The following is an 849-nucleotide window of genomic DNA, read 5'->3' on the forward strand; positions in this document are numbered from 1 at the left end:
TGATTTAATCGCTCAAACATTATTAAAGCCCGGAGACTTAGTTTTAGTAGAAAGTCCATGTTATGGAGCGGCGCTTGATGTATTTGTTAATAAAGGAGTTCAAATTATCCCTGTTAGTCTTGATAACAACGGAATTCGCTCAGACTTAATCGATGATATTTGTCAAAGGAAAAATCCTGTCTTGTTATATGTGAATCCTACTTTTCAGAATCCAACAGGTACTTTGATGAGTAAAGAACGAAGAATAGAGCTTGTAGAACTAGCAGAGTTATATAACTTCTTCATTATTGAGGATGACTCTTTCGGAGAAATTTATTTTGAGGATGCTATAGTACCTCCCCCCATAAAAAGCTTTGATACAAATGGTCATGTTATATATTTAAAAGGATTTAGTAAAACGTTAGCACCAGGCCTTCGCATCGCGGCGCTTGCAGCTGAAGGTCCTATTTTTGAATGGTTATATGCAGTGAAAGCTTCTATGGATATTGGTAGCCCTTTATTAACGCAGAAAGCACTACTTCCTTTTTTACGGGCGGAACGAATGAAAAATCATTTAGAAAAATTACGTACAGCTTTACAAATTAGACGTGATTTAACAATTGATATATTATCTCCATTAAAAGAATTAGAATTTGAAATACCTAATGGTGGATTTAACTTATGGGTTACACTCCCTCGGTCAATCGACCCTTTTACATTATTACAAAAAGCGAATGAAGTAGATGTTTCTTTTTTACCCGGAACAGCTTGTCTATTAAACCATGAAAATCAATATAATCATTTACGAATTAGTTATTCAATGTTAAATGATAAAGATATGTTGATTGGATTAGAAAAATTATATGATAC

Annotated in this window: 1 protein-coding gene; it reads left to right on the plus strand. The window is 33.6% G+C overall.

The genetic code is table 11. From position 1 onward, the window contains the following. Positions 1 to 849 (plus strand): aminotransferase-like domain-containing protein (locus AC1DTM_RS29355; protein ID WP_477001580.1); only part of this gene is annotated, 849 nt, incomplete at both ends.

The organism is Bacillus sp. P4_D3 (assembly GCF_056401855.1).